Source organism: Nonomuraea sp. SYSU D8015 (genome assembly GCF_008065375.1).
Taxonomy (GTDB): Bacteria; Actinomycetota; Actinomycetes; order Streptosporangiales; family Streptosporangiaceae; genus Nonomuraea.
The window spans coordinates 1-26,653 of sequence record NZ_VJYI01000014.1; the positions used below are offsets into that span (position 1 = coordinate 1).

The 26,653-nt window shown below is 71.3% G+C and carries 21 protein-coding genes and 1 pseudogene; 9 read left to right on the forward strand and 13 right to left on the reverse strand.

All coding sequences use genetic code 11. The features are described 5' to 3' along the window. Positions 1-59 precede the first annotated feature (59 nt). The 3 genes and pseudogenes from iscB to ID574_RS40690 all read left to right on the forward strand — a co-directional run bounded on the left by iscB (position 60) and on the right by ID574_RS40690 (position 4,567). A pseudogene (gene iscB, locus ID574_RS61970) lies at positions 60-1,222 on the forward strand (RNA-guided endonuclease IscB). A gap of 225 nt (positions 1,223-1,447) precedes the next feature. Beyond that, a complete protein-coding gene (locus ID574_RS40685; RefSeq protein ID WP_188194372.1) occupies positions 1,448-3,280 on the forward strand; it encodes a gamma-glutamyltransferase family protein in 1,833 nt (610 codons plus the stop codon). A 105-nt stretch (positions 3,281-3,385) separates the two neighbouring features. Further along, positions 3,386-4,567: an ROK family transcriptional regulator gene (locus ID574_RS40690; protein ID WP_188194373.1), complete on the forward strand. Its 1,182-nt coding sequence runs from the start codon at positions 3,386-3,388 to the stop codon at positions 4,565-4,567. Positions 4,568-4,734: 167 nt separating this feature from the next. Here ID574_RS40690 and ID574_RS40695 read toward each other — a convergent pair whose 3' ends face one another. The 4 genes from ID574_RS40695 to ID574_RS40710 all read right to left on the reverse strand — a co-directional run bounded on the left by ID574_RS40695 (position 4,735) and on the right by ID574_RS40710 (position 9,425). After that, the gene (locus ID574_RS40695; protein WP_188194374.1) at positions 4,735-6,174 is read right to left on the reverse strand and encodes a glycoside hydrolase family 3 protein; all 1,440 of its coding nucleotides are present in this window, start codon (positions 6,172-6,174) and stop codon (positions 4,735-4,737) included. A 70-nt stretch (positions 6,175-6,244) separates the two neighbouring features. Next, positions 6,245-7,096 carry a carbohydrate ABC transporter permease gene (locus ID574_RS40700; RefSeq protein ID WP_188194375.1) on the reverse strand — a complete coding sequence of 284 codons (852 nt, stop codon included), beginning with the start codon at positions 7,094-7,096 and terminating at the stop codon, positions 6,245-6,247. After that, positions 7,093-8,106 carry a carbohydrate ABC transporter permease gene (locus tag ID574_RS40705; protein WP_188194605.1) on the reverse strand — a complete coding sequence of 338 codons (1,014 nt, stop codon included), beginning with the start codon at positions 8,104-8,106 and terminating at the stop codon, positions 7,093-7,095. The genes ID574_RS40700 and ID574_RS40705 overlap by 4 nt, the downstream gene beginning before the upstream one ends. Before the next feature lie 2 nt (positions 8,107-8,108). Further along, the gene (locus ID574_RS40710) at positions 8,109-9,425 is read right to left on the reverse strand and encodes an extracellular solute-binding protein (protein ID WP_188194376.1); all 1,317 of its coding nucleotides are present in this window, start codon (positions 9,423-9,425) and stop codon (positions 8,109-8,111) included. Between the two features lie 137 nt (positions 9,426-9,562). Here ID574_RS40710 and ID574_RS40715 point away from each other — a divergent pair, with 137 nt between their 5' ends. The 4 genes from ID574_RS40715 (at position 9,563) to ID574_RS40730 (ending at position 13,083) form a co-directional block, all read left to right on the forward strand. Continuing rightward, a complete protein-coding gene (locus tag ID574_RS40715) occupies positions 9,563-10,711 on the forward strand; it encodes an ROK family transcriptional regulator (protein ID WP_188194377.1) in 1,149 nt (382 codons plus the stop codon). A 12-nt stretch (positions 10,712-10,723) separates the two neighbouring features. Continuing rightward, entirely contained in the window at positions 10,724-11,386 is a 663-nt protein-coding gene (locus ID574_RS40720) for a M15 family metallopeptidase (protein WP_188194378.1), read from the forward strand. 90 nt (positions 11,387-11,476) lie between these two features. Beyond that, a complete protein-coding gene (locus tag ID574_RS40725; protein ID WP_188194379.1) occupies positions 11,477-12,562 on the forward strand; it encodes a carboxylate-amine ligase in 1,086 nt (361 codons plus the stop codon). Positions 12,563-12,633: 71 nt separating this feature from the next. Continuing rightward, positions 12,634-13,083 carry an RrF2 family transcriptional regulator gene (locus ID574_RS40730; protein WP_127930774.1) on the forward strand — a complete coding sequence of 150 codons (450 nt, stop codon included), beginning with the start codon at positions 12,634-12,636 and terminating at the stop codon, positions 13,081-13,083. Between the two features lie 76 nt (positions 13,084-13,159). On the opposite strand, the gene ID574_RS40735 is transcribed toward ID574_RS40730, so the two are convergent. After that, on the reverse strand, positions 13,160-14,341 hold the full coding sequence (locus ID574_RS40735; protein ID WP_188194380.1) for an MFS transporter: 1,182 nt from the start codon (positions 14,339-14,341) through the stop codon (positions 13,160-13,162). A gap of 81 nt (positions 14,342-14,422) precedes the next feature. Here ID574_RS40735 and ID574_RS40740 point away from each other — a divergent pair, with 81 nt between their 5' ends. Next, positions 14,423-15,001: a TetR/AcrR family transcriptional regulator gene (locus ID574_RS40740; RefSeq protein ID WP_188194381.1), complete on the forward strand. Its 579-nt coding sequence runs from the start codon at positions 14,423-14,425 to the stop codon at positions 14,999-15,001. Here ID574_RS40740 and ID574_RS40745 read toward each other — a convergent pair. Continuing rightward, a complete protein-coding gene (locus ID574_RS40745) occupies positions 14,988-17,129 on the reverse strand; it encodes a serine/threonine protein kinase (protein ID WP_188194382.1) in 2,142 nt (713 codons plus the stop codon). The genes ID574_RS40740 and ID574_RS40745 overlap by 14 nt on opposite strands. Then, positions 17,126-19,027 (reverse strand): serine/threonine protein kinase, encoded by a 1,902-nt coding sequence (locus tag ID574_RS40750; protein WP_188194383.1) that lies wholly within the window; start codon positions 19,025-19,027, stop codon positions 17,126-17,128. The genes ID574_RS40745 and ID574_RS40750 overlap by 4 nt, the downstream gene beginning before the upstream one ends. A gap of 159 nt (positions 19,028-19,186) precedes the next feature. On the opposite strand from ID574_RS40750, the gene ID574_RS40755 reads away from it, so the two are divergent. Continuing rightward, positions 19,187-19,966, forward strand: a complete 780-nt coding sequence (locus ID574_RS40755; protein WP_188194384.1) for an Fpg/Nei family DNA glycosylase — start codon at positions 19,187-19,189, stop codon at positions 19,964-19,966. On the opposite strand, the gene ID574_RS40760 is transcribed toward ID574_RS40755, so the two are convergent. The 6 genes from ID574_RS40760 to ID574_RS40785 form a co-directional block, all read right to left on the reverse strand. Further along, a complete protein-coding gene (locus ID574_RS40760) occupies positions 19,963-20,319 on the reverse strand; it encodes a helix-turn-helix domain-containing protein (protein ID WP_127930771.1) in 357 nt (118 codons plus the stop codon). The two genes, ID574_RS40755 and ID574_RS40760, sit on opposite strands and share 4 nt — an antisense overlap. Positions 20,320-20,605: 286 nt before the next feature. Beyond that, entirely contained in the window at positions 20,606-21,097 is a 492-nt protein-coding gene (locus tag ID574_RS40765) for a CinA family protein (RefSeq protein WP_188194385.1), read from the reverse strand. 3 nt (positions 21,098-21,100) lie between these two features. Next, positions 21,101-21,673 (reverse strand): CDP-diacylglycerol--glycerol-3-phosphate 3-phosphatidyltransferase, encoded by a 573-nt coding sequence (gene pgsA, locus ID574_RS40770; protein WP_188194386.1) that lies wholly within the window; start codon positions 21,671-21,673, stop codon positions 21,101-21,103. Then, entirely contained in the window at positions 21,670-23,079 is a 1,410-nt protein-coding gene (gene rimO, locus ID574_RS40775) for a 30S ribosomal protein S12 methylthiotransferase RimO (protein WP_188194387.1), read from the reverse strand. The genes pgsA and rimO overlap by 4 nt, the downstream gene beginning before the upstream one ends. A 134-nt stretch (positions 23,080-23,213) precedes the next feature. Beyond that, a complete protein-coding gene (locus ID574_RS40780) occupies positions 23,214-23,984 on the reverse strand; it encodes a helix-turn-helix domain-containing protein (protein WP_188194388.1) in 771 nt (256 codons plus the stop codon). Between the two features lie 95 nt (positions 23,985-24,079). Continuing rightward, positions 24,080-26,590 carry an FtsK/SpoIIIE family DNA translocase gene (locus ID574_RS40785; RefSeq protein WP_188194389.1) on the reverse strand — a complete coding sequence of 837 codons (2,511 nt, stop codon included), beginning with the start codon at positions 26,588-26,590 and terminating at the stop codon, positions 24,080-24,082. Positions 26,591-26,653: the final 63 nt, after the last annotated feature.

Genomic DNA, 26,653 nt, shown 5'->3' on the forward strand with positions numbered 1-26,653 from the left:
CTGGGGCGGCGGGCGTCACCCGCGCAAGCGGAGAAGCCGGTCGTGAGACCGCACCTCGCGTGTTCGTCCTCGCCTCGGACGGCACACCGCTGGACCCGTGCCACCCTGTCCGAGCCCGCGAACTCCTGAAGTCGGGGCGGGCGGTGGTGGCCCGGCACACCCCTTTCGTCATCCGGCTGAAGGACCGCACCGCCGAGCAGTCGGAGGTCCAGGGAGTGGAGGTCGCTCTGGATCCCGGCAGCCGGCACACCGGCATCAGCGTGTTCCGCACCCACGGCAGCACCCGGCATGGGCTGTACGGCATCCAGCTCGACCATCGCGGCGGCAAGATCCGCGACAAGCTCAGGGCCCCGGCGGCCTACCGGCGCGGCAGGCGGTCGCGAAACCTGCGTTACCGTGCCCCCAGGTCGCCAACCGCGCCCGTCCGGGCGGCTGGCTGCCGCCGAGCCTGCGGCACCGGGTGGACACCGTGATGAGCTGGGTGCTGCGGCTGCGCCGCCTGGCCCCCGTGCGGGCGATCCACGTGGAGACCGCGCGCTTCGACGTCCACGCCCTGGGTGAGGGCAGGCCGCTGGAGGGTGTGGAGTACCAGCACGGCACCTTGCACGGCTTTGAGGTGCGGGAATACCTGCTGGAAAAATGGGGCCGGGCGTGCGCCTACTGCCCGGCGAGCGGCGTCCCCTTGAACATCGACCACATCCAGCCCCGCTCCCGCGGCGGCTCCGACCGCATCAGCAACCTGACTGTGGCGTGCGTACCCTGCAATCAGGCCAAGAACAACTCACCGGTCACCGAGTTCCTGGCCGACCGCCCGGCGGTGCTGGCACGGGTGCTGGCCCAGGCCAAGGCGCCCCTACGGGACGCCGCAGCCGTCAATTCCACCCGCTGGGCCCTCTACGGGGCATTGATGGCGACCGGCATGCCCGTACGCTGCTGCAGCGGCGGCCGCACCAAATGGAATCGGCACCGCCCCGGCGCACCCAAATCCCACACCCTGGACGCCCTCCATGTGGGCGAACTCGACCATGTGGCCTCATGGCCGAGCCACGTACTAGTTGCTGCCGCGACCGGACGCGGTGCCTATTGCCGCACCCGGACCGACAGGTACGCCTATACGACCAGAGGGAAGAATACCCGTGCATACCCTGACGGAGGTCCGCTCGGCGACGAACCGTCATTCCCTGGCACACCACGCGGGAGTCCGTTTCGTCCCCGGGCCTGAACTCAAGGCCGGGGTAGGCGGCGCCGGTGCCCGACCCGGTACGGCAGCGCGAGCGGCGCAGGATCGTGCTGGGCGGTGACGTGCCGAGCCCGGTCGATCCGCCTCCGGGTGCCGGTTCCATACGCGGTGCCCGCTGGCGTACGACGCCTGCCGCACCGACGAGCCGACGCTGACCACCAGCGACCATCCGGCAGCATGTCATCTTGTAAGCCGATAAAGGGAGAGATGTTGTTCACCACCAGGCCCGAGCTGACGGGCGACTTCGGCATGGTCGCCAGCACCCACTGGCTCGCCTCTGCCACCGGCATGGGCGTGCTGGAGCGCGGCGGGAACGCCTTCGACGCGGCGGTGGCCGCCGGATTCGTGCTGCAGGTCGCCGAGCCGCACCTGAACGGCCCCGGAGGCGAGGTGCCGATCCTGCTCTGGAGCGAGGCCGAGCAGAAGGTGTCGGTGGTGTGCGGGCAGGGTGTGGCGCCCGCCGCGGCCACCATCGAGCGCTACACGGAGCTGGGGCTGGACCTCGTGCCGGGCACCGGGCTGCTGGCGGCCACCGTGCCGGGGGCGTTCGGCGGGTGGATGCTCCTGCTGGAGCGGTGGGGCACCTGGCGGCTGGCCGACGTGCTCGCGCCCGCCATCCACTACGCCGAGCACGGCATCCCGGTGCTGGAGCGCATTTCCGCCACGATCGAGTCCGTCCGGGGGCTGTTCACCGAGGACTGGCCGACGTCGGCGGCGACCTGGCTGCCCGGCGGCGCCGTGCCTGCGCCCGGGTCGCGGCTGGCCAACCCGGTCCTGGCCGCCACGTACCGGAAGCTGATCGCCGAGGCCGGCTCCGGCAGCCGGGAGGAGCAGCTCGCAGCCGCGCGCAAGGCCTGGTACGAGGGCTTCGTCGCGGAGGCGATCGCCGAGTTCAGCGCAAAGACGGCTTGGCGGGACAGCTCCGGCGAGGTGCACGGCGGGCTGCTCACCGGCGACGACCTGGCGGGCTGGGCAGCGTCGGTCGAGGAGCCGGTCACCTTCGACTACCGGGGGCACACCGTGTGCAAGACCGGGCCCTGGGGGCAGGGCCCGGTGTTCCTGCAGCAGCTCGCCCTGCTCGACGGGTTCGACCTGGACGCGATGGGCCATCTCAGCGCCGACTACGTGCACACGGTGACGGAGGTCGCCAAGCTGGCCTTCGCCGACCGCGAGGCCTGGTACGGCGACGCCGGTGTGCCCATGTCCGACCTCTTGAGTGAGGCGTACACCGCCGAGCGGCGGCGGCTCGTCGGCCCCGAGGCCAGTCTGGAGCTGCGGCCGGGCGCTCCCGGCGGGCGCGTGCCCCGGCTGCCCGGCTTCCCCGCGCCCGGCACGGCGGCCAACGCGCCCGGCGTCTCCGGGGCGCGCTCCCCGCAGGGCGTCGGCGAGCCGACGGTCGCGGCGGGCGCCGGGGGCGTGGAGGCCGGCGACCAGGTGGTGTCCCCTGACGGGTCGGTCCGGGGCGACACCTGCCACGTCGACGTCGTGGACCGCTGGGGCAACATGGTCTCGGCCACCCCCAGCGGCGGCTGGCTGCAGAGCTCGCCGACCATCCCCGATCTGGGCTTCTGCCTGGGGACGCGGGCGCAGATGTTCTGGCTGCAGGAGGGGCTGCCCGCCTCACTGCGGCCCGGGGCGCGGCCGCGTACCACGCTGTCGCCGTCGTTCGCGCTCAGGGACGGCCGGCCGTGGCTGGCGTTCGGCACCCCGGGCGGCGACCAGCAGGACCAGTGGAGCCTGAACTTCTTCCTTGCCGTCGTCCACGGGCAGCTGAACCTGCAGGAGGCCATCGACGCCCCCATGTTCCACTCCGAGCACTTCCCCAGCTCGTTCTACCCGCGCGGCTCCCGCCCCGGCGTCCTGCACGTCGAGGACCGCGTGGACCCGGGTGTGGTGGCGGAGCTGCGGCGGCGCGGGCACGAGGTCGAGGTCCAGGACCCGTGGACGCTGGGCAGGCTGAGCGCGGTGGCCAGGGACGGCGGCTTCCTCAAGGCCGCCGCCAACCCGCGCGGCGCCCAGGGCTACGCCGCCGGCCGCTGACGCGGACGTTCACCAGAACTCCTCAGGATCACCTGCGCCGTCACGTGCGGATGGGAGCGCTAAACTTCCAACAACCTTTTCCTTTATTCAACGGTGGGATTCAGCGTGGAGCGACGCCCTGGTGTGCCCAGACTGCTCAGGGAGATCAATGACCGGGCCGCACTGGAGCTGCTGCTGGCCACCGGCCCCATGACGCGTGGCCAGATCGGCGACCTGACCGGCCTGTCCAAGGTCACGGCCTCGCAGACGCTGGCCAGGCTGGAGGAGCGCGGCCTGGTGGAGGTGGTCGGCACGCAGGCCGGCGGGCGCGGGCCGAACGCCGCCCTCTACTCCGTGATCGCCTCCAGCGCGTACGTCGCCGGCCTCGAGGTCGGACCGGAGCTGATCTCGTCCGCGGTCGCCGACATCCACGGCCACACCATCGCCGAGGTCACCGTCGACCCCCACGGCCACGAGGACCCGGTCTCCGCCGTGCACGAGGCGATCGTCAAGGCGTGCCGCAGCGCCAAGGTCGGGCTCGGCAAGCTGCGCGGCGTCGTGATCGGCACGCCGGGCGTGGTCGACCCGCGCAGCGGCGACGTGCGCTTCTCCTTCGACCTGCCCGGCTGGCACGAGGGCATCCACGAGGCCCTGGCCGGCGACCTGCGGCGCGAGGTCACGATCGAGAACGACGTCAACCTCGCCGCCATCGCCGAGCGCGCCGACGGCGCCGCCAAGGGGCTCGACGACTTCGTGCTGCTGTGGTCGAGCCGCGGCCTCGGCCTGGCGGTCATGCTCGGCGGGAAGCTGCACCGCGGGCGTTCGGGCAGCGCGGGAGAGATCGGCTATCTGCCGGTGCCCGGCGTTCCGCTGCCGGAGGACATCCGCACCGCGCCGGGGCGGCTGCCGTCGCTGGCCGGCGGCCTGCAGTCGCTGGTGAGCGCCGAGGCGGTGTCGGAGCTGGCCCAGGGGTACGGGTTCGCGGCCGGCAGCGCGGGCGAGTGCGTGCAGGTCGCGGTGGCCGCGGGCGCCGAGGGCGAGGCGCTGCTCGACGAGGTCGCCAACCGGCTCGCCCTGGGCGTGGCCGCGGTCTGCGTGATCCTCGACCCCGGCCTGGTGGTGCTGGCCGGGGAGGTTGGCCAGGCCGGCGGGGCCGCGCTCGCGTCCCGGGTGGAGGAGGCCGTGGCCCGGATCTGCCCGGTGCGTCCCCAGGTCGTCACCACCACGGTGACCGACCGCAACCCGGTGCTGCGCGGCGCCCTGCTCGCCGCCCTCGACCAGGCCCGCGAGGAGCTCCTCGCCCCCTGACGGATCCGCCGCGAGTGCCACACCCGTCCCCGGCCCCACGCCGACACCGTCACCGCCCGGCACCACCTCTCGCCGCACCCACCGGCCGGCGCCCACCGCCCAATGTGCCGCCGGCGCACGCGGCGGTGATGTCCGGCCGGGCGGGTGGTGAGGGCGGTGGTGGGCGCTCAGGCGGTCAGAAGTTCCACCGCGGCCTGGGCGTTGGCGCGGGCGGCGCCGTACGTGGCGATGTAGGCGGCGCTGGCGGGCCGCCACACGGGAAGCCCCATCTCGATCACCGTCGCGTCCGGCCGGGCCGCCACCAGCGCCGACACCAACTCCTGGCTCGCCCGGTGCCGGTGGGCGTCCTTGACCACGACGATCAGGGACCGGTTCGCGGCCTTGGCCAGCAACCCGGGCGCGTCGGCGGCCGCGGGCTCGACGCGGACGATCTCCGCGTCCGGCAGCCACGGCCCCACGCCCCACGGCACGTCCCCCACGGCGATCGTCGGCGGCGTGTCCACCTCGATCACCAGCGGCTCGACCAGCGGCTCCGTCGCTCCCGTCAGCCGCACGGCGCGCCGCGCGGCATGCAGCCCGACCATGTCCGGCTCGCCGGGCACCTCGCGCGCCCCGCCGAACCACTCCCGCAGCGCAGCGGCCCGCGCCGCCGCCTCCTCCAGCCGCTCGGCCGGCAGCCGGCCCTCGCGCACCGCGGAGACGATCTCCGCGATGATGGCCTGGACGTCGTCGTACGCGGGCAGCGGCCCCAGGCACAGCAGGTCGGACCCGGCCGCGATGCTGAGCACGGCGCCCCCCGCCAGCCCCACGCTCTTGGTGATCGCGTGCATGTCCAGGGCGTCGGTGACGACCACGCCGTCGAAACCGAGCTCGCCCCTCAGGAGCCCGGTCAGCGCGGCGCCGGACAGGGTGGCCGGGGTGTCGCCGGTCAGCACCGGCACCGCCACGTGCGCGGTCATCACCGACTTCGCCCCCGCCTCGATCGCCGCGCGGAACGGCGCGAGCTCCCGCTCGCGCAGCAGGTCCAGGTCGACGTCCACGATCGGGATCGCGAGGTGGGAGTCCACGCGGGTGGCGCCGTGCCCCGGGAAGTGCTTGACGCAGGCGGCCACCCGTACCGACTGCAGGCCCTGGACGGCCGCCACCGTGTGCCGGGCTACCAGCTCCGCGTCCGGGCCGAACGACCGGGTGCCGATCACCGGGTTGTCGGCCTCGGTGTTGACGTCCGCGCTGGGCGCCATGTCCAGGTTGATGCCGCAGGCGGCCAGCTCGGCGGCGATCGCGCGATAGACGCGGCGGGTCAGCTCGACGTCGTCCACCGCGCCCAGGGCCGCGTTGCCCGGGTACGGGCTGCCGACGTGGTACGCCAGCCGCGTCACGTCGCCGCCCTCCTCGTCGAGCGAGATGACGGGCTCACCGGCTCCCCGCAGCGCCATGGTCAGCTCGCTCACCTGGCCGGGGTCGGCCACGTTGAACCCGAAGAGCGTGACACCGCCCAGGCCGTGCTCCAGCTCGCGCAGCACCCAGTCGGGCGCCGTTGTGCCCTCGAAGGCGACGAGCAGCGTGCCGGCCGCCAGGCGGCGCAGCCCCCGATCACTCTGAGTCATGGCTCCTCATCCGTTTTCCGGCAGGATCGAGTACGGCGCCGACGGCGCCGTACGGAAATTTCGTGGTTTGTCAGCCCTTCACGGCCCCCGCCACCAGGCCGGAGACCATGCGGCGTTGCACGAGAAGGAAGAAGACGACGACCGGGATCGTCATCAGGGTCGAACCGGCCATGATCGCGCCCCAGTCGACGCCCTTCTGGCCGAAGAAGTACTGCAGGGCCACCGGCATCGTGTATCCCTCCGACCCCGACATCAGGTAGAGGGCGAAGACCAGGTCGTTCCACGCGGTGATGAAGGAGAAGATGCTCGTGGCCACCAGGCCGGGCGCGACCAGCGGGAAGAGCACCTTCCAGAAGGTCGTCATGCGCCCCGCGCCGTCGATCCAGGCCGCCTCCTCCAGCGACTTGGGCACCGCGGCGACGAACGTCCGCAGCATCCACACGCCGAACGGCAGCGTCAGCGCCACCTGTGTGACGATCAGCCCGATGAGCTGGTCGCCGAGCCCGACCCGCTTGACCATCATGTACAGCGGGATGAGCAGGCCCTCCGACGGCAGCATCTGCACGATCAGCAGCACCACGAGGAACGCGCCGCGGCCCTTGAACCGGAACCGGGCGATGGCGGTGGCCGACAGCAGGGCGAACGCCGAGCCGATGAGCACGGTGCCGAGCGCCACGATCGCGCTGTTGCGCATGTAGAGCCAGATGGAGTTGTTCGCGACGCCCTCGGTCAGCACCCGCTCGAAGTGGTCGAAGGTGAAGTGCGTCGGGAACGGGATGAACTCCGTGGTGAAGATCTGGTCGTTCTCCTTGAAGCCGGTGGAGACCATCCAGTAGACGGGGAACACGGCCCAGAGGAAGACCAGGACGCCGGCCGTGTTCAGGAGGATCTTGCCGAGCCTCTTGCGGGCGAGCGGGGTCACATCTCCTCCTGTTTCACGATCTGCCTGACGTACACGATGGTGATGAGGAGCAGGATGATCGTCAGGACGATCGAGATCGCCGCGCCGGTGCCGAGCTTCTGCGGAGGCTTGAACGCCTCCGCGACGGCGTACATCGACAGGTTGAAGCCGTCGCGGTTCGTGGGACCGTTCATGAGCACGTAGAGCTGGCTGAACACCTTGAAGTCCCAGATGATCGACAGGATCGTCAGGACCGCGAACACGGGCTTGAGCATCGGCAGGGTGATCTTCGTGAACGTGCGCCACGGCCCGGAGCCGTCCACCCTGGCCGCCTCGTACAGCTCGGCGGGGATGCCCTTGAGCCCGGCCAGCACCGAGACCGCGATGAACGGGAAGCCGGCCCACACCACGCACACCGTCAGCGCCACGTAGAGGGTGAAGGTGTCGTTGAGCCAGGGCGTGCCCGTCCAGCTCGACTGGCCCGTCGGCGGGGCGGCCAGCCAGTCGGGCAGCAGGTTCAGCGCCCAGTTGACGATGCCGGCCTCGGCGTCGAAGAGTGAGCGCCAGATGACGCCCTGCGCCACGGGCGGCACGGCCCAGGCGAACATGCACCCGATGACCACGAACAGCGACATCTTCTTGCCGAGCCGGTGCAGGAGCACGCCGACCGCCGTGCCCATGATCAGCGTGAGGGCGACGGCGACGAAGGCGAACACCACGGTGTTGCGCAGGGCCGACCAGAAGATGTCGTTGCCGAGGATCCGCTCGAAGTTGTCCAGGCCCACCCACTCGGCCGGCCTGCTCCCCCTGATCTGGGCCAGCCCGACCTTCTGGAAGGCCATGACGGCCAGCTGGAACATCGGATAGAGCAGCAGCCCCGCGATGACCAGCAGCCCGGGGACGAGCAGGACGTACGGGATGGCCCAGACCGGCATCCCGCTGGCCCGCACGCGCCCGGCGCTCTTCTTCCGCCGGTGCCCCGGGGCGGGAGACGAATCCCGGCCCCGGGCGACCGTTGTGGTGTCCGCCATCGTCACTGGTTCAGGATCTCTTCGAGTTCCTTGTTGGCGTCGGCGAGGGCCGTGGTGGTGTCCTTCTTGCCCTCGATGACGGCCCGCGCGGCGTTCTGCAGCACGGCCTTGGTCGCGTCGGCCTCGGCCCAGTTGGCGTCCGCGGGGAAGGCCTTGGCCTTGGCGAACGCCTGGGCGAAGGCGCCCTGTGCCGGGTCCTCGTTCAGCGCGGCCAGGGTGTCCGGGTAGACGGGGAGCAGCCCGCCTTCCTTGGCGTAGCGGTCGGCCCAGGTCTTGCTGGTGGCGAGCTTGATGTACTCCTTGCCGAGGTCGGGCTCCTTGGTGCCGCCCCACAGCGCGATGTCGTTGCCGCCGAAGAAGGACGGGGCCACGCCGCCGGTCTTGGCGGGCAGCGGGAAGAAGCCGAGCTTGTCGCCCTTCAGCTTGCCCTTGGAGTCCTCTTCGATGCCGGGCAGGTCCCAGGCCGCGGTGAGGTACATCGCGACCTTGTCGTTGGCGAAGCGCTTGCGGATGTCCACGGTGTTGAGCGTCAGGTTCGCCTTGCTGGACAGGCCGCCGCTGACCAGACCGGTGTAGGTCTCGAAGCCCTTGGCGAAGCCGGGCTCGGTGAGCTTGCCGACCCACTTGTCGCCTTCCTTGACGGCGTACTCGCCGCCCTCGGCCCAGGCGAACGCGGCCAGCAGGTGGTTGGCGTCGGAGCCGCCGTTGAAGGCGAAGCCGTCCACGCCCTCGCCCTTCTCCTTCTGGATCTTCTTGGCCGCGGCGACGAGCTCGTCCCAGGTCTTCGGGACCTCTATCTTGAGGTCCTCGAACCAGTCCTTGCGGTAGAGCACCGCGCGGGCGCCGGCGCCCCACGGCACGGCGTAGATCTCGCCGTCCACGGTTTCGTAGCCGTAGAGGTTCTGGGGGATCTGCGCCCGGTCGCCCTCGCGGGCGATGTCGGTGATCGGCGTCAGCGCGTCCTGGCTCTGCCACATCGGCACCTGGTCGTTGCCGATCTCGGTGACGTCCGGGCCCGTGCCGGTGGCGGCGGCGGCGAACTTGTCGGCCACCTGCGGCCACGGGATCCACTCGAGCTTGACGTCAGCGCCGGTCTGCTTCTTGAACTCGGCGTTGAGCTCGTCCATGTACTTGGCCGCGGCCGGGTTGCTGTCGCCCAGGCGCCACACACTGAGGGTCTTGCCGGCGTACTTGGGGCCGCTGGCGGGGGCGGCGGCGCTGGGTGAGGACGAGGGCTCTTGGCTGGAGCCACAGGCGGCCAGGCCCAGGGCCAGGGCGGCCGTGGTGACCGTAGTGGCTGTGATCTTCGCGATCCTCACAGGGTTCTCCCTTCCCGGGTGCTGGCCTACGGTCCGCACCAGGCTGATCGTCAAATGCCGAACGACGCTGCTAAACTAACAAGAAACTTTCTTAAAAGAAACGCCCGTTAGGGATTCGTGACGAGAGGGGTGCGGTAATGAGTCGAAGCCCGGGGATCCCGCGGCTGCTGCGGCGGCTGAACGATCGCGCGGCACTCGAGCTCCTTCTCGTGGACGGGCCGCTGACCCGGGCCGAGCTGGGGGAACGGACCGGGCTCTCCAAGGTAACCGCAGGTCAGCTCCTTGCCCGCCTGGAGGAGAGAGGGCTGGTGGAGGTCGCCGGCGAGCGGGCCGGGGGCCGGGGGCCGCACGCCGCCTTGTACGCCGTGGTTCCCTCCAGCGCGTACGTCGCGGGCCTGGAGGTGCTGCCCGACAGCCTCCGGGTCGGTGTGGCGGACATCACAGGCAGGATCGTCGTCGAGATCACCCTCAACCCCACCGACGGCGGCGACCCGGTCCGAGCCGTCCACGCGGCGGTGCGGCGGGCCTGCGAGGCGGCCGACATCAGCCTGTCGCGCCTGCGCTCGTTCGTCATCGGCACGAGGGGCGTGGTGGACCCGGACAGCGGCGACGTGCGTTTCTCGTACGACCTGCCGGCCTGGCACGTCGGCGTGCTGGCCAGCCTCCGGGAGACCCTCGGCGCCTCCGTCACCATCGAGAACGACGTCAACCTGGTCGCGCTCGCCGAGCACCAGTACGGCGCCGCCGTCGGCCACGACGACTTCGTGGTCATCTGGGCGGGCCTCGGCCAGGGCCTCGGCGTCATGCTGAACGGCAAGCTGCACCGCGGCATCTCCGGAGGCGCCGGCGAGATCGGCTGGCTGCCGGTGCCCGGCGAGCCACTGCCCACCGACGTCACCGAGCCGCAGTCGGGCTCCTTCCAGCGCCTGGTGGGCCACGTCGCGCTGCGCGGCCTGGCCCGCGAGCACGGCGTCCAGGGCATCACGGTGCCCGACCTGGTCCGCAACGGCGGCGAGGGCTATCTGGACGCCGTGGCGGGGCGGCTGGCCGTGGGCGCGGCGGCCGTGACCGTCGTGCTGGACCCCGGGCTGATCGTGCTCAGTGGCGACGTCGGCCGGGCCGGCGGCGAGCGACTGGCCGCGAAGGTGCAGGAGGCCGTGGCCCGCGTGTGCCCGAGCCGGCCGGCGGTGGTCACGACCAGGGTCGCGGGCAACCCGGTGCTGCGCGGCGCGCTGGTGGCGGCCCTGGAGCAGGCCCGGGAACAGGTTTTCTCCGACACTGTGTGAGAATTTCTGCCCATGTGGCAGTCCCCGAACGATGTCGTGCTCATCTCGGACCCCCGCGTGGCCGCCATCCCGGTGCGGGAGTGCGGGGAGCCGCTGGCCGAGGTCCGCGGGCGCCTGCGGGTGGACCACCGGCTGGCCGATCCCGCGGGCGCCTACGCCCACCTGCGCTCCGGACTGCTCGACCGGCTGGAGCGGGCCGAGGGCCTGCTGCCCGACGGATACCACCTGCTGATCGTGGAGGGCTACCGCCCCATCGCCACGCAGTCCCTCTATTTCACCCAGTATCGGGATGAGCTACTGGCGGCGAATCCCGATATGTCGTTCGACGAGGCCCATGTCGCGGCGAGTCGCTACGTGTCACCGGTCAACGTGGCCCCGCACACCGCCGGCGCCGCCGTCGACCTGACGCTGTGCGACCCCGACGGCATCGAGTACGACATGGGCACCGAGGTCAACGACAACCCGGAGGTGAGCGACGGCGCCTGCTACATGGCCGCGCCCGACATCTCCGCCGACGCCCGCGCCCACCGCAAGCTCCTCGCCACCGCCCTGGAGGCGACCGGCCTGGTCAACTACCCCACCGAGTGGTGGCACTGGTCGTACGGCGACCGCTACTGGGCCCTGTCCACCGGCGCCGACCACGCTCTGTACGGCCCCGTAGGGTTTCCTGCTTGACACCCCTTTGTTGCAAAGGTTTTCCACAAGCTGTGGCACGGGCACAAACTTCATCCGGAGACTTGTGGACTCCCCCAGCGAGGTGCAGGCATGGTTCCGCTGATCGGGATCGAAGAGGAATACCTCGTCGTCGATCCCCGCACCCGCCACGTGGCTCCCCGAGCGGCCGACATCCTGGCCGCCGCGAATGGCGTGGCCGACGTGGTGCACGAAATCACCAGATTCCAGGTGGAGGCCCGCACGCCGCCCTCCGCCGATCTGAGCGAGCTGGGCTCGCAGCTGCGTGCCGTACGCAAGGAGGTGGCGAACGCGGCGCGCTCGTGCGGGCTGGCGGTCGTCGCGAGCGGCATCCCCCCGCTGGGGGACGTCGCCTCTCCCCCGCTCACCGACGTGCCCCGCTACCTGCAGGGCCGGGTGCTCTACCGCGCGCTCCAGGACGAGATCACCATCTGCGCGCTCCACGTGCACGTGGACGTGCCCGACCGGGAGCACGCCGTCTACGTCGGCAACCACCTGCGGCTCTGGCTGCCGACGCTGATCGCGCTGTCCGCCAACTCGCCGTTCTTCGCCGGGCGCGACACCGGGTACGCGTCCTGGCGGGTGATCTCCTGGGGGCGGTGGCCGGTCGCGGGCGCGCCACCGTACTTCCCGTCGTACGACGACTACGAGCTTGCCCTGCGCGCTCTCGGGGAATCGGGCGCGCTGCTCGACCCCAAGACGGTCTACTGGGACACCCGCCCCTCCCCCAGCCTGCCGACCGTCGAGATCAGGGCCGCCGACGTGCCGCTCGACGTGAGCGACAGCCTCACGCTGATCGGCCTGGTCCGCGCCCTGGTGGTGACCGCACTGGCCGCCGTGCGGCGGGGCGATCGCGGGCTGCCCGTGTCCACCGAGGTGCTCCGCGCCGCGTACTGGCGCGCGGCCCGGGACGGGCTGCTGGGCGACGGCCTGGACGTGCGGCACGGCACGCTCGTGCCGGCGCCGGTGCTCGCCGGCCGGCTCCTCGAGTACGTGCGTCCCGCGCTGGCCGAGGCCGGTGACCTGGCCTTCGTCCAGGAGGGCCTGGACCGGCTGCTGCGCAAGGGCTCGGGCGCGATGCGCCAGCGCCGGGTCCACGCCCGGGGCAACGACCTGGCCGAGGTGGTCGACGACCTGATCGAAGCCACGATCGCCTGAAACGCTCAAACCCTCCTTAACCGGGCGGACCGGCGCACATACCATGTTCACCTGGAGGGATAATCGAGAACATGCGCCTTTCCGCTCGTGTCGACTACGCCCTCCGTGCCGCCGCTGAACTCGCCGCCGCGGGGGCGGGCCCGACCACCGTGGGCGAGCTTGCCAAAGAACAGGACATGCCGCCCAAATATCTGGAGAACATCCTGCTCCAGATGCGCCGCGCCGGTCTGGTTCGCGGCCAGCGGGGGCCGGAGGGGGGCTACGTGCTGGCCAGGCCCGCCGCCGACATCTCACTGGCGGACGTGATCAGGGCCGTGGACGGCCCGCTGGCCAACGTACGCGGCGAGCGGCCCGAGCACGTCGGCTACCGGGGGCCCGCGGAGTCGTTGCAGCAGGTGTGGATCGCGTTGCGGGCGACCGAGCGCTCCATCCTGGAGGAGGTCACGCTGGAGCAGGTCGCCTCCGGGGCGCTGCCCGAGCGCGTCCGCCAGCTTGCCGCCGACCCCGCCGCCTGGGACTGACCACCCTCGTCGATCACCGCCCGCCTGCCGCGCGGCCCGGCCGCCCACCGCAGCGCTCCGCACCACCGCCCGGCCATCAGGCGCGGCGCCGGCCTGCCAGCCAGAAGAGCGTGAGCGCGACCAGTTCGACGACGGCCGCCGCGGCGGGGAGCCAGCGGCTGCCGTGGCTCTCCAGGACGAGCCCGCCGAGCGCTCCCCCGCCCGACACGCCGACATAGACGGCACTGCTGTTGAGTGCGAGCGCCTGCGGCCCCGCCGGGCCGGCCAGGGCCAGCAGCCGGGTCTGGGCGGGCGGCGGGATCCACCACGACACGCCCGCCCACACCAGCAGCAACGGCAGGACCGCGAGCAACGCCAGCGGCCGCAGGAACCAGCAGGCCGTGAAGACCGCCATCACCGCCGCGAACCCGGCGATCCCCGCGACCAGCGCCCGATCGGCGCCCCACCGGTCGGCGGCCCGCCCGCCGAGTTGCCCGCCCGCCAGCCCGGACACCCCCGCCAGCGCGAACACCCAGCCCAGCTCGGCGGGCCCGGCCCCGGCCAGGTCCCGCAGGAACGGCGCCAGGTACGTCAGCAGCATCATGCTCCCCAACACGATCGCCACGACGCCGAGCAGCCCGAGCAGCACCTGGGGCCGGGCCAGGGGCGCCAGCCGCTCCCTGATCGGCATGGCGGCGGCCGGCGGCGTCTCGGGCAGCGTGCCCCTGACCGCCACGAGCGCGACCAACCCCAGCAGCCCACCGAGCCCGAACGTGGCCGGCCAGCCGAAGGCCCCGCCCACCCACGTGCCAATGGGCACGCCGAGCATGAGCGACCCGGTCAGCCCGCCCATCACCAGCGCCAGGTAACGCCCCTGCCGCCCGTCGGGGGCCAGGGAGGTGGCGATGGCGTACGCGGCCGGCACGACGACCGCCGCCGCCAGCGCCGCCAGCACCCGCAACCCCATGAGGACGGCGTACGAGCCGGTGAACGGGGCGGCCCAGTTGGCCGCCACGAACAGCGCCAGCGCCCACGTGAGCAGCCGGCGCCGCGACCACGTGGCGGTCACCACGGACGCCACGGGCGCCCCCAGCGCGAAGGCCAGCGAGAACGCGGTGACGAGCTGCCCGCCCGCCGCCTCGCTGACCCCGAGGTCCGCCGAGATGGCGGGCAACACGCCCGCGATCACGTAGTCGTCGGTCGCGAACGCGAACGTCGTGAACACCAGCGCGAGCAACCAGGCGGGCAGCCGGGCACGCTGCCGCACGTCTACGGACATGGGTATCCCCTTGATTAAGGTAACAGTCGTTTCCCAATTAGGGTAACAGTCGTCACCCGAATGACGTCAAAGGGATTGCCGATGGCCAGGACCGCCGACCCGCACCGCCGCTCGGAGTTGCTCGACCAGATCGTCGACTACCTCGCCGAGCACGGCCTGTCGACGCTGTCGATGCGCCCGCTGGCCGAGCACCTGGGCAAGTCCACGCGCGTGCTCACCCACCACTTCGCCGACAAGGAGGCCCTGCTCTCGGCCACCATGGAGCGCCTGGACGAGCGGCACCGGGCCTGGTTGCGGGCACTGCCGGGCTGGTCGGGCTCGGACAGCGTGGGCACGATCGTCCGCCGCACGTGGGACTGGCAGACGCAAGAGGAGAATCTGCCGGTCTGCCGCCTGGTCCACGAGATCGAGGGCCTGGCGGCGAGCGGCCGGCTCCTGGGCCACGTTCCCCGGCTGCTGGCGGACCGATCGGAGTTCGTGGCGGGCCTGCTCCGCGAACGCGGCGTCCCCGAAGCGGACGCACTACGCATCTCCACCCTGGTCAACTCGGCCTACACCGGGCTGCAGATCGACTTCCTGACCACCGGCGACCGCGAGCGCGTCGAGGCGGCCCTGGACCAGCTCTGCGCCCTGGTGGACGAGTGGGTCAGCGCCGCGTGAACCAGAGCACGACGCCGTCCATCTCGGTGGCGGGGCCCTCGGCGAGCACACGGACGGAGCGCCCGCCGGTGTCCATCATGACCACCTTGATGTCCTTGCCGTCAGGCACCGTGGCCATGAAGTGTTTCTCGTCGAACCAGCCGCGGAAACGGGCTCCCTCGGGTAGCCGCACGTCGCCCTTCGCGCCGCCTGTCGCTTCATCCCAGAAGCACACATATTCCGATTTCTTGGGACAGGTCGTGGTGATCACTGTCCCGAGCGACGTCCGTGCCGCGCCACCAGGCAGCAACTCCCCGAGGCCGGGGAAGGTCCGCACCCGCCCGCCCCGCAGATCGAGTACCCGGACCACGCCGTCCGCCGCCGAGTGCAGCACGGTGTCGCCCGTGCCCCACTCGTACGTGCCGTTCCCGCCGTCCTCGACCTTGCTGACCGTGAAGGACCTGGCGGCGGGGTCCAGGACCATGAAGCCCACGGCCGGGACCGGCTTCCTGCTCGTGTCGAAGACGCTCACCAGCAGCCGCCGGCCGTCCTTCGCCCAGGTGGGGGAGAAGAGCGTGGCCGGTTTGTCGACCGTCCTGATCTCCCCGTCGCGCCCGGTGACGCGATCATGGAGCACGATGGTCTCGAAGTCCGTACGGGCGATCCTGGCGACCGGCAACGAGACCACGTAGCCGCCGCCCGGCGAGACGATCGGCTCCTGCATGTTGGCGAAGAACGCGAACGCTCCCGTGGCGGGGTCGCGGACATACGACAACCGTTGGCCGTCGAGGCGCGTGTCGTAGTAGGAGGAGACCCAGACGGGATCGGCCGGGTTCTCGTACAGAGTGATCTTCGTGTCGGGAATCTTCAGCTCCGACGTCGAGGTGAGCGCCATCGGCCCAGGACGGGGCGCCGGCGGGGTCGGCGTCGGCACCGAGCGGGGCGCCGGGGCGGGAGCGGGGCGGGCGATCAGGACCACCACGGTGACGATGGCGGCGACGACCAGCGCCCCGGCCCCGAGCAGCCAGCGACGCGGCAGCCGGGCCACACCCAACCCCGGGCCCGCCGCCTCGGACGCGGACGGCCCCGGGTCCGGCACCCCGGACACGGACGGCCCGGAGTCCGGCACCCCGGACACGGACGGCCCGGAGTCCGGCACCCCGGACGCGGACGGCCCCGGGTGCGACGCACCGGGCGCGGAGAGCCCGTTGCCCGAGACCCCCGACGCAGGCGGTCCGGAACGCGAGGCCCCGGCCGCCGCTCGCGAGGGCCCTGTCGCCGGCGACCGGCGGCCGGTGTCGGGAGGCACCGCGGACTGTTGGCCCTCTGCCAGCAGCCGCTGTTCCGGCACCGGATGCCCGAGCAGGGTGAGCAACGCCTCCGTGGCGGCGGGCCGGGCGGCCGGCTCCTTGGCCAGGCACCGGACCACCAGCTCCCGCAGCTCGCCGTCGAGATCGCCGATGCGGGGTTCGCCGTGCATGATCCGGTTGATCAGGGCAGGCAGGTCGCCGGTCCCGAACGGCGGGCTGCCCGTCGCCGCGCACACCATGGTCGAGGCCCACGCGAACAGGTCGGCCGCCGGCCCGGCCTGCTGCCCGGCGAACTGCTCGGGCGCCATGTACGGCGGCGTACCGACGAGGAACTCCCCGGCCAGCTCGGACTGCTCCAGCGCCCGCGAGATCCCGAAGTCGATCACTCGCGGCCCGTCCCTGCTGAGCAGCACGTTGCCGGGCTTGAAGTCCCGGTGCACCACACCCGCCCGGTGGATGGCCGCCAGCGCGGTCAGCGTCCCGATCGCGAGCCTGCGCAGCTCCGCCCCGCGTAGCCCGCCCCGCTCCCGGATCACCTGCGCCAGCGAGGGCCCGTCGACGAACTCGCTCACCACGTACGGGGTCCCGCCGATCTCCCCGGTGGCCAGCACCTGTGCCGTGCAGAACGCCTTGACCCGGCGCGCGAACTCGATCTCCTGCCGGAACCGCACCCGTGCCTCGGGATCGTCCAGCCCCGCGCCGAGCACCTTGATCGCGACGCGCCGCCCGCCGGGCGCCTCGCCGAGATAGACCACGCCCTGGCCGCCCTCGCCGAGCCGTCCCAGGACGCGGTGCCCGTTCACCTGGGGCGGGTCGCCCGCCAGCAGCGGCTTCATCATCGCGGCGCCGCGGCGAACTGCAGCTGTCCCTTGAGCGGGCTCACGTCGGCGAGCACGCGCTCGGTCGCGCCGACGAAGTCGATGATGTTGATGTGCTCGATGCCCTTCTTCTTCCCCGGCTCACGCACCAGGAGATGGTTCTCGTTGAACCAGCCGAGCAGGTCGCCCTCGTCCGTCTTGCGCGGCACCGTCGCCCGTCTGGCTCCCGTCCGGGCGTCCCAGACGCAGAGTTCTTTCGCGCTCTTCGGGCATACCGTGACGAACTGCTTCCCCGACGGCGAGAACCAGTCCCTGCCGCGAGGCATCCCCACCCAGTGCAAGCTCTTGATCACCTGACCGGAGGTGTTGTAATAGTCGATCCCTGTACGCTCACCACCGAAGAACCCCCTGGCGATCGTGCCGTCGGGCGTGAAGGTGAAGATGAGGCTGGCGTCGTCCTGATACTCGGTGCTCACGTGCGAGGCTTTCCTGGTCTGCAGGTCGATGAGCACGAAATCCCTGGTCGTATAGGGCTTCTTGGTCAGGTCGACGGCGGTGAGCAGCAGTTTCGTGCCGTCTCTCGACCAGACCGGATTCATGGTCTGCAGCGGCTTCTTGACCGTGGTGACGGTGAAGCTCTCGCCGGTGGAGAGCCTGGTGAGCTTGACGAAGTCCGTGTCGGAGTTCTGGTACTTGACCCACGGGTTGAGCGCCACCCAGTCGCCATCGGGCGAGACCACGGGCTCCTCCGTCGTGCTCACGGCCTTGAAGGTGCCCGCGCGGTCGCGTACGTGGCCGGTGTACTTGCCGGTGGCCTCCAGGTACGCCGTCAGCCGCACGTGGTCGTCCGGATGCTCGTAGAAGGTGGCGCTGATCGCCGGCAGCGGGAGCGTGCTCGCCGCCTTCGGCGCCACCTTCTCCTTCGGGGCGACGGTCGTCGAAGGGGTGATCGTGAGCGGAGCGGTGGCGGACGGAGTGGTGGCGGCCGCTGCGGTCCTGGGCGGCGTGCGGGCATCGACCACGGCATAGACTCCCGCGCCCGAGAGGAGCGCTCCCGCGGCGAACGCGGCCGCCAGCGGCACCAGGCCCGGCCTCCGGGGCGAGGGGGCGGTCTGCGGCGGCGCCTGGGGCCGCACCTGCCCGGTCAGGAACGACGTCTGCCCGACCAGCCGCAGCAGCACCTCGCTCGCGGCCGGCCGGGCAGCCGGATCCTTGGCCAGGCACGCGGCCAGCAGCTCGTGTAACTCGCCCAGGTCGGGCAGGCTCGGCTCGCCCTTGACGATGCGGTCCACGGTCGCGCCCATCGAGCCGCCCTCGAACGGGGATGCCCCGCTCACGGCGAACACCATGGTCGCCGCCCAGGAGAACACGTCCGCCGGAGCCTCCGCCGTGGCGCCGCGCAGCCGTTCGGGGGCGCTGAAGGCCGGGACGGCCACCTTGCGGGTGGAGATCGCGGCACCCGCCGTGGCCTGCTCCAGGCCGGGGTTGATCAACCGCGGCCCGTCGGGGCCGAGCACGACATTGCCGGGCCGGATGTCTCCGTGCACGAGCCCCGCCTGGTGGATCGTGACCAGCGCGGTGATCGTGCCGACCGCCAGCCGGTAGAGGCCCACGCCGTCCACCGTCCCGCCGACGTCTTTCAGCGCGGGGCCCTCGACGTATTCGGTGACGACGTACGCCTGGCCTTCCAGCGCTCCCGTCGCCAGGATCTGCGCGGTGCCGACCGCGGAGACGTCGCGGAACGGCTCCATCGCCTGCAGGAACGGCTCCGGCTCCACCTCCGCCGGCAGCACCCTGACCACCGCCGGCTCCCCCGTCCTCGACTGTCCGAGGTAAACGCCGCTGCCCAGCCGCCCCATCAGCCGGTAGTCAGCGACCTCGCCCGGATCGCCCGCCCGTAAGTCCGTGATCTCCGGCATGCCCCGTCAGCCCTCCGCGAGTCCACTCCTGGCCAACATTATGGTCATCTCCGCCGTCAGAACCACCGTCGTCACCCGGCCCACCCACCGGACCGCCAGAGTCCTCGCCCCGAACGCCGAGAAGGGCTGTGGACGGTGGGGCGTTTCTAGACTGGAAGGATGCCAGAAGGGGACGCCGTCTATCGCACGGCCACGCGACTGCGGCACGCACTCGACGGCCGCGTGCTGACGAGGTCGGACTTCCGCGTCCCCAGATACGCCACCGCCGACCTCACCGGCCGTGCCGTCCTCACCACGCTCTCCCGGGGCAAACACCTGCTCACCCGGGTCGAGGGCGACCTGACCGTCCACACCCACCTGCGCATGGACGGCAGCTGGCGGATCCTGGCGCCGGCCGCCCGCACTCCGCCCGGTGACCAGGTCAGGCTGGTCCTGGCCAATCAGGAGTGGACGGCGATGGGGATCAGGCTCGGGATGGTGGATCTCGTCCGGACGGGCGACGAGGCACGGCTGGTCGGCCATCTGGGGCCGGATCTGCTGGGCCCGGACTGGGACCCGGACGAGGCCGTGCGAAGGCTGCGAGGGGCGCCCGACAGGACCATCGGGGAAGCGCTGCTCGATCAGCGCAACCTGGCGGGGATCGGCACGATCTATCGTGCCGAGACCCTGTTCCTGCGGGGGATCTGGCCGTGGAAGAAGGTCGGGGAGATCGAGGATCTCAACGGGCTCGTGTCATTGGCACAGCGGCTGCTGGCCGCCAACAAGGAACATGCGGGCACGGTGACCACAGGTGATCGCCGCCCGGCGAACCAGACATGGGTCTACGGCAGGGCGGGGAGGCCCTGTCGCCGATGCGGCACCCGCATCAGCCGTGGGGAGATGGGTGCGCAGCCACAGGAACGGCTGATCCTGTGGTGTGCCGGCTGCCAGCCTCGCTAGGCAGCCACCATGTCCTTGACTTCAGGGAACACGGAGTCGGAGATCGACCCGGGAACCGTCTCGGTAAGGGGAAGGCGCTCGTGCTCCGGGACGTCGGCAAGCACAGGAGCAGCCTGGAGCTCCGCCAGCGCGAACTGGTCGGAAACCTCACGCAACACCTGCGAAAGCGGCACCCCGAGCGCGCCGCAAATCGACGCGAGCAGCTCGGACGAGGCCTCCTTCTGGCCGCGCTCCACCTCGGACAAGTAGCCGAGCGAGACACGGGCAAGCGTGGACACCTCACGAAGTGTGCGTCCCTGCCGCACCCGCAACCGCCTCAGCACATCCCCGAGCAGCTGACGCAGCAGAATCATCTGTCGCTCCCTCCCAGGCGCGGAAGTCTTCACCACGCCCCGCGCGATCGGATCGTGCCGCACATTGGTCTTCTTAGCTTCGTACATACTCCTCGCCGTCGTCACCGGGCGTCGCCGCCCCTGGACCGCCGCTCGTGCCTCGTTGCGCGACTCATCAGGCCCGCCTGCCGGGCGCTCGGTGCTTGCAGTTGGCTCACGGACCTCACTCACAGCTCCACCGTACCCGTATCCACCGACACCGCGTCAGACCGTGTCAGGCATGTTCGCTCGGGACGTAACACGGTAATCACCCGGAATGTTCCCCTATGTTCGCCTTCAGCACACCTGACAGGAGATCAACGGCCTCGTCCACCGTCTCTACCCTGATACGTTCGCGCGACCCATCTAGTCTCAATTCCCGGCCCCAAATCTTCCCGCCCGGCCCGGACACCGCCACGTGGACCGTCCCGACGGGCTTGCCGTCCTGCGGCTCCGGCCCGGCCACCCCGGTCACGGCCAGCCCGTACGTGGCCCCGCACAGCCGCGCGACCCCCGTCGCCATGGCCGCGGCCACCTCCGGGTGCACGGCCCCCTCACGCCGCAGCAGCTCTCCCGGCACGCCGAGCAGCTCCCGCTTGAGATCGGTGGCGTACGAGATCACCCCGCCGCGGAACGCCTTGGAGGACCCGGAGACGGACGTGATGGCCGCACCGATGAGTCCACCGGTCAGCGACTCGGCCACCGCCACCGTCGCGCCCCGGCTCACCAGCATCGACAGAACCCCGGCCACATCCCCCATCGATCACTCCCCGCGCGCCTGCCTGGCCACCTTACGCAGTCTGATGGCCCGGATCACATAGTCGACGCCGGTGCCCACAGTGACGATCATCGCCGCCCCCATCACCACCCACCGGGCCACGTCGGGAACCCAGGGCAGGAGGTAGAGGACGATCGCGGCGATCTGCAGCACGGTCTTGACCTTGCCGCCGTAGCTGGCCGGGATGACCGCGTGCCGCAGCAGCACGAACCGCAGCGCCGTGATGCCCAGCTCCCTGCCGAGGATCAGGATGGTGACCCACCACGGCAGCTCGCCCAGGATCGACAGGCACACCAGCGCCGCGCCGGTGAGCGCCTTGTCCGCGATCGGGTCGGCGATCTTGCCGAAGTCGGTGATCAGGCCGTATCGCCGGGCCAGCTCACCGTCGAGGTGATCGGTGATCGAGGCCACCGCGAACACCACCAGTGCGGCCACCCGCCACCCTGTGCCCGGCAGCAGGAGGCAGACGACGAAGAAGGGGACGAGCGCCAACCGGAGGACCGTGAGGATGTTGGCGACGTTCCACGGGCTCACCACCCGGCGCTCGTCCTTCTTCATGGACCGGCCTTGATGCGCGCGATCAGATCGACGCCCTCGGCGTCGACCACGACCGCGCGTACGAGCTGCCCCGTGACCAGGCCGATGCCCTGCACCGTGACCGAGCCGTCGACCTCGGGCCCCTGGTGGGCGGCCCGGCCCTCGTAGCCGCCGTCGCCCAGGTCGTCTTCGATCAGCACGTCGACCTCGGTGCCGATGCGCTCTTCCGCCCGCTGGGCGGTCAGCTCCTCGGCCAGCTCGGTGAGGATGCGCACCCGCTCGTCGATGACGTCCTGGTCGAGCTTGCCCGGCAGGCCGGCCGCCTCGGTGCCGTCCTCGTCGGAGTAGCCGAACACGCCGATGACGTCGAGCCTGGCCTCCTCCAGGAAGCCCACCAGCTCGCCGAACTCCTCCTCGGTCTCACCGGGGAAACCCACGATGAAGTTGGAGCGCACGCCCGCCTCAGGGGCGCGCTCGCGCACGGTCTCCAGCAACCCCAGGAAGCGCTCGGGGTCGCCGAAGCGCCGCATCCGGCGCAGCACGGTGTTGCTGGCGTGCTGGAAGGACAGGTCGAAGTAGGGCGCCACGCCGTCGGTGCCGGTGATCACGTCGATCAGGCCAGGACGCAACTCGGCGGGCTGCAGGTAGCTGACCCGCACCCGCTCGACGCCCTCGACGGCGGCCAGCTGCGGCAGCAGCTTCTCCAGCGCGCGCAGGTCGCCGAGGTCCTTGCCGTACGACGTGGAGTTCTCGCTGACGAGGACGAGCTCGCGCACGCCCCGGTGGGCCAGCCAGTCGGCCTCGGCCAGCAGCTCGTCCGGCGTGCGCGAGACGTAGGAGCCGCGGAAGGCCGGGATGGCGCAGAAGGAGCAGCGCCGGTCGCAGCCCGAGGCCAGCTTCAGCGAGGCCACCGGGCTCTCGTCGAGCCGTTTGCGCAGCACTCGCGGCCCGCTGGCGGGCGCCAGGCCCTCGGGCAGGTCGCCGTGACCCGGGATGTTCGCCTTGGGGGCGCCGGCACGATCCACCGGCGAGATGGGGAGCAAGGTGCGGCGGTCGCGTGGCGTGTGGGGCTTGAGCGGCCGGCCGGCGACCACGTCGTCGAGGCGGTCGCCGATCTCGGCGTAGTCGTCGAAGGAGATGACCGCGCTGGCCTCGGGCAGCGCCTCGGCCAGCTCATTGCCGTAGCGCTCGGCCATGCAGCCCGCGGCCACGACCTTCGCCCCGGAGTCGGCGGCGGCCAGCAGCGTGTCGATGGAGTCTTTCTTGGCCGAGTCAATGAAGCCACACGTGTTGACGACGACGACGTCGGGGTCGTCGTCGCCCAGCTGCCAACCGGCAGCCTCAAGCCGCGCGGCCAGCTCCTCGGAGTCGACCTCGTTGCGGGCGCAGCCCAGAGTGATCAGCGATGCGGTTCGGCGGGATGACATGGTGAACACTACGGTATCGGGAGTTGGCCACCACCCGATGCACTGGGCCCGCGCTGGGAGGACGCGGGGAGCTCTCTCCCCGCGCAGGAAGCCTTTTCGCGGGCGGCTATCGCGCCCGCTGCCGGATCGGGCCGCTATCGCGCCCGCTGCCTGATCGCCGGCTTCGGCGCCTCGAACGAGCGCCGCACCGTCTCCCCGCGGCCGCCGAGCCGCTTCACGGTCTTGCCGTTCACTTGCAACGACACCGCGCCGGCGTCGCTGAGCAGCAGGCTGACCTTCCCGGGGGCCCGCCACGTGGACGTCCTGCCCGCCTTCAGCGTCCCCGAGAACAGCCGGCGCCCCTCGGCGTCGTGCACGTGCACGACCGACGACCGCTTCGCCCTGATCCGCACCGTCACCATCCCGTCGGCGTTCCGGGAGGTCGCCGACTCGGGCCTCTCGGTGATGGGCGTGTTGGGCGGCACGGTCGGCCGCGCCGAGGCCTGCCGGACGCCGGGGCTCTGCACATGGTCGCCGGCGCCCCCGATCACCCGCATCGTGCCGAAGATGGCCACGATGGTGAGGGCCACCCCGAGCGCCATCGTCCAGTTGGTGCCCCGGTGCTCCGGCACGTTGATCTTCTTGTCGGCCTGGAACACGGCGGCGGCCCGAACCGGCCGCGGCGCCCCGCCGTGTTCCTGGTCGTAGAGGTGCACGGTCGCCTCTGGATCGAGCCCCACGGCCCTGGCCACGGCCTTGATGTGCCCCCTGGCGTAGAACTGGCCGCCGCACTGGTCGTAGTCGTCCTGCTCCATGCGATGAATGATCGTCTCACGGATCCTGGTGGCCGCGCTGACCTGCGCGACCGTCAGCCCGGCCGACTGCCTGGCTGCCGCCAGCATGGCCCCGATGCTCTGTTCCTGCACGGCGAACGCCTCCCCGATGGCGCCTGGTCTCTCACCACGACATTGCGTAGTGGTTCATATTCAACCAGTTACCGCCTGGGAGGCACGCATTGGGGTCATTCGCCACGCAGGTCGGCCAGCAAACCCGGGAGGTCGTCGGGCTTCACGAGCACCTCGCGCGCCTTCGAACCCTCGCTGGGGCCGACCACGTTGCGGCTCTCCAGCAGGTCCATCAGCCGGCCGGCCTTGGCGAAGCCGACCCGCAGCTTGCGCTGCAGCATCGAGGTGGAGCCGAACTGGGTGGTCACGATCAGCTCGGCGGCCTGGATCAGCAGATCGAGGTCGTCGCCGATGTCCTCGTCGATCTCCCGCTTGACCGGCGCCGCCGCCACGTCCTCGCGGTATTCGGCCTGCATCTGCCCCTTGCAGTGCGTGACGACCTCGGCGATCTCCTTCTCGGAGACGAACGCGTTCTGGATGCGGATGGGCTTGCTCGCGCCCATCGGCAGGAACAACGCGTCACCCTGGCCGACCAGCTTGTCGGCGCCGGGCTGGTCGAGGATGACCCGCGAGTCGGTGAGCGAGGAGACCGCGAAGGCCAGCCGGGACGGCACGTTCGCCTTGATCAGGCCGGTGACCACGTCCACGGACGGCCGCTGGGTGGCGATCACCAGGTGGATGCCGGCCGCTCGGGCGAGCTGCGTGATGCGCACGATCGAGTCCTCGACGTCGCGCGGCGCCACCATCATGAGGTCGGCCAGCTCGTCCACGATCACCAGCAGGTACGGGTACGGCTGGTAGACCCGCTCGCTGCCGGGCGGCGGCTGCAGCTTGCCCGCCCGGACGGCCTTGTTGAACTCGTCCACGTGCCGGAACCCCGACGCCGCCAGGTCGTCGTAGCGCCGGTCCATCTCCCCCACGACCCATTCCAGGGCCTCGGCGGCCTTCTTCGGGTTCGTGATGATCGGGGTGATGAGGTGGGGGATGCCCTCGTACACGCTGAGCTCGACCCGCTTGGGGTCCACCAGCACCATGCGCACCTCGTCCGGCGTGGCCCGCATGAGGATGCTGGTGATCAGCCCGTTGACGCAGACCGACTTGCCCGCGCCGGTGGCGCCCGCGATGAGCAGGTGGGGCATCTTGGCGAGGTTGGCCACGATGGTGCGGCCCTCGACGTCCTTGCCCAGGCCGACGATCATCGGGTGGTGGTCGGCCTGCGCCACCTGGGAGCGCAGCACGTCGCCCAGCGCCACCAGGTCCTTGTCGGCGTTCGGGATCTCGACCCCGATCGCCGACTTACCCGGGATAGGCGACAAAATGCGGACATCGGCGGACTTGACGGCGTACGCGATGTTCTTGGTGAGCGCCGTGACCTTCTCGACCTTCACCGCCGGGCCGAGCTCGATCTCGTAGCGCGTCACCGTCGGCCCACGGGTGAACCCGATCACCTGCGCGTCGATGGCGAACTGCTCAAGCACGCTGGTCAGCGCGTTGACCACGGTCGTGTTGGCCTTGGTCTGCGGCTTGGGCGCGGTGCCCGGCTTGAGGAACTGCAGGTCCGGCAGCGCGTACGGCCCCGCCTGCGGCGACAGCACGAGCTGCTCGACCTTGCGGGGGGCGGGCGTCGGCTGCGGCGGCTCCAGCTTGCGCTCCGCCTCGGCCGGCGACGGCTCCTCCTCGTCGGTCAGCCCCGGCACGATCTCCGGAGAGTGGTCGGCCCGCTTGTCGTCCTTCTCCGCCAATACCGGCGTGTCGTAGGGCTTGACCGTTTCGCCGGCCTCGCCCGACTCGGACTTCTTGGTCCTGACCCGCTTCTTGCCCGGCTCGCGCGGCTGCGGCTCGGCGTGCCGCTCGAACAGCATGTGCTTGAGCTCGGCCAGCCGTTCGGGGATCCGGTGCACAGGGGTGGCCGTGATCACCAGCACACCGAACCCGGACAGCAGCAACAGCAGCGGGATCGTGATCCACGGTGGCAGGATGCTCATCGGCGGCGCCGACACGATGAATCCGATCATGCCCCCGGCCGCCGACACCCTGTCCATGCCCTGGCCCTCGCCCGCCGGGTACGGCGTGCCGTTGGCCACGTGGATCACCCCGAGCACGCCGATCACCAGCGCCGCCCAGCCGATCACCATGCGGCCGGTGTCGGCGTTCTGGTCGGGGTGGCGCAAGTAGCGCCAGGCCAGCAGGCCGAGCATGAGCGGCAGCGCCCACGCCAGCGAGCCGAACACGCCGCGCACGGTCGCGTTCACCACGCCGGAGACCGCTCCGTCGGCGTTGCGCCACGTCATGGCCGCCAGCACGATGGCGCCAGCCAGCACCGTCAGGCCGATGCCGTCGCGCCGGTGCTGCGGATCCAGCTCGCGGGCGTTCTTGCCCAGCGCGCGGGCCATGCTGCCGATGCCGTTCGCGAGCAGCATCCACAGCCCGACGATCAACTTGCCGATCATCGTGAAGACCCAGCTGATCGGATCCTGGTGGGTCATCGAGGGCTTGCGTCCGGAGGCGGTGCCCCTCGCCCTGGAGCGCCCCGCCGGCGTTCCTGTCCGCTTCGCGGGGGTCGAGCGAGACGAGGTCGACCGCTTCGCCGGCCCCTTCGGTGCGCTTTTCGGCGTACGGGTGGCCATGATGCCAAAGGTACGACGGAGACACCGCGGTGCGCGCGTAGGCTCGCCGAACGCCCCTCACTT